2 protein-coding genes are annotated in these 2,440 nt (G+C 59.3%); both read left to right on the top strand.

All coding sequences use genetic code 11. The annotated features are described in order from the left end of the window. Nucleotides 1-160 precede the first annotated feature (160 nt). Nucleotides 161-1,624, top strand: a complete 1,464-nt coding sequence (gene istA / locus C7445_RS14275; RefSeq protein WP_243835217.1) for an IS21 family transposase — start codon at nucleotides 161-163, stop codon at nucleotides 1,622-1,624. After that, a complete protein-coding gene (gene istB / locus C7445_RS14280) occupies nucleotides 1,621-2,373 on the top strand; it encodes an IS21-like element helper ATPase IstB (protein ID WP_134161379.1) in 753 nt (250 codons plus the stop codon). The genes istA and istB overlap by 4 nt, the downstream gene beginning before the upstream one ends. Nucleotides 2,374-2,440: the final 67 nt, after the last annotated feature.

Below are 2,440 nucleotides of genomic sequence, written 5' to 3' on the forward strand. Positions count from 1 at the left end.
TTGTTTGTCGTAGAGTGAAATTACCCGGAATCATCATCTCGGGTTCCCCGGAAAAATCACGAGGAATTCCCCATCGTCATCGCGTGGGGTAGAACAACGAATGACCCTTATGTACCCTGTTGTTGGTTGCAGGGACAGGGGGACCGGGGAGATGCTGAGGATGACGCAGGTGGAAATGATCAAGGAACTACAAGGCAAGGGACTTGGGCCGGTGGCGATCGCGGAGCGCCTGCGAATTGACCGTAAGACGGTCAGCAAGTACATGGCTGCCGAGGTATTCGAGGAGAGGAGGCCGACGCAAAAGGTGGACAGGCCCTCTAAGTTGGATCCGTTCAAACCGCTCATTGTGCAGTGGCTGGAGGAAGACCGAAAGAGCCGTTACAAGCAGCGCCATACCGCGAAGCGCATCCACGTGCGACTTACGGAGGAGTGTCCTGACTACGACGCCTCATACCCGCTGGTGCAGCGATACGTGAAGTCATTGCGCGAGGCACGTCAGGAGCAGTACCAGGAGGGGACGCAGGAACTGGTTTGGCACCCCGGAGAGGCGCAAGCCGACTTTGGTGAAGCGGACTTCTTCGACGCGGACGGAGAGCGGCGCACCTACAAGTACCTGTGCCTGAGCTTTCCGCACAGCAACGCGGCGTACACGCAGCTGTTCGGCGGAGAAACAGCGGAGTGTGTGTCACAGGGGCTGCAGGACATCTTCCACCGCATCGGCGGGGTGCCGACGCGAATTGTTTTTGACAACGCCAGCGGCGTCGGTCGACGCGTCAGTGACCAGGTGAGGATGACCGAGTTCTTCCTGCGTTTCAAAGCTCATTACGGGTTTGGGGTGACCTTCTGTAATCCCGCGGCCGGCTACGAGAAAGGCAACGTCGAGAACAAGGTCGGATACTTCCGACGCAACCTGTTCGTACCCGTTCCCATGGTGACGGACGTGCAGGCCTTCAACCAAGAGCTACTGTCGCGTTGCGAGCAGGACTGGCAGCGAGAGCACTACAAGAAGGGCGTGCCAATTGACCTACTGTTCGCTGACGACCGGGAAGCGCTGCTGTATCTGCCCACTGCCCCCTTCTCCGTCTGCCGCTATGCGCGCGTGAAGACAGACGGATACGGGAAGTTCCAGATCGACGGCAAACACTTCTACTCTTCGGGCCCCGAATGGGCGGGGCGTGAAATCGTCGTGCGTATCACAGCGCATACCGTGGAGCCGCTGTCGCGCAGCGGAGAGCCCATGGTCGTGCACGCCCGACGCTTTGGCAACCAACGCACCGACACCGTGGACGTACGCACGACACTCAGCCGCCTGTTGCGTAGCCCAGGCGCCTGGCGTAACAGTGCACTGCGTGAGGTAGTACCGGAGGCGCTACGCTCTGGCATGGACGAGCTGGCACGCCCGGATCTCAGAGAGGCGCTGAAGATTATGCACGACCTGTCATCTCGTTACGACTTCGAAACAGCCGTCGAGGCGATGCAGAAGGCAGCGGAGCTCGGGCGCCTCACCAATGCCAACGCAAGCGTGCTGGCCGCCCGCTTGGCGACTTTCACACCACCGGACGCGCAGCAGGTTGACTTGACCCCTTATGACGCGATGCTTCACCCAGGAGGTGACGCCCAATGATGGCCGCCAAGGAACGCGAAGCGTTACGAGACGAGATCTCCGCCCTTTGCAAGCGACTCATCCTCAGTCAGCGCGCAGTTGAACTGTGTGCACAGGAGGCGACACCGAGACAGGAGGAGTTCCTACACCGTGTCCTGTCGGAAGAGGTTGAGAACCGTGAGCGTAGCCGACGCACCCGACTCATGAATCGGGCTGGATTCCCCGTATACAAGACACTGGAGGGTTACGAGCGCCATGGGGTCAAGTTGCCGGCGTCACTCGAGTGGAGCGACCTCACGGATGCTCTGTTCGTACGGGCCAAACGCAATCTGGTCCTGTACGGCCCTGTCGGGACTGGGAAGACCCACCTGGCAACAGCGCTCGGGGTGCGTGCCTGCGAACTGGGTATGGCGGTGCGTTTCTTTACGGTGGCAGACCTTGTAATGCGGCTGTCGGAGGCCAAGAAGGCGGGTACACTGGAGCGACTGAGCAAAGACATTTCCCGAGCAGATCTACTCATCTTGGACGAGTGGGGATATGTGCCGGTAGACCGGGAGGGCTCGCAGCTGTTGTTCCGTGTCATTGCCGACAGTTACGAGAGTCGTAGCCTGGTGATTACCACCAACCTCGAGTTCTCAAAGTGGGGCTCGGTGTTCACCGACGACCAGATGGCGGCAGCCATGATTGACCGCCTCGCGCACCACGGGCACCTGCTACTGTTCGAGGGAGAGAGCTACCGGATGAAGCATGCACTCATGAAACAGCGCTAAAATTCCCCGTCTGATCCATGGGGAAGAACACACGATTTTTTCGGGGAATTCTGCTTGACAAAATACA

Source organism: Alicyclobacillus sacchari, from assembly GCF_004366795.1.
Taxonomy (GTDB): Bacteria; Bacillota; Bacilli; order Alicyclobacillales; family Alicyclobacillaceae; genus Alicyclobacillus; species Alicyclobacillus sacchari.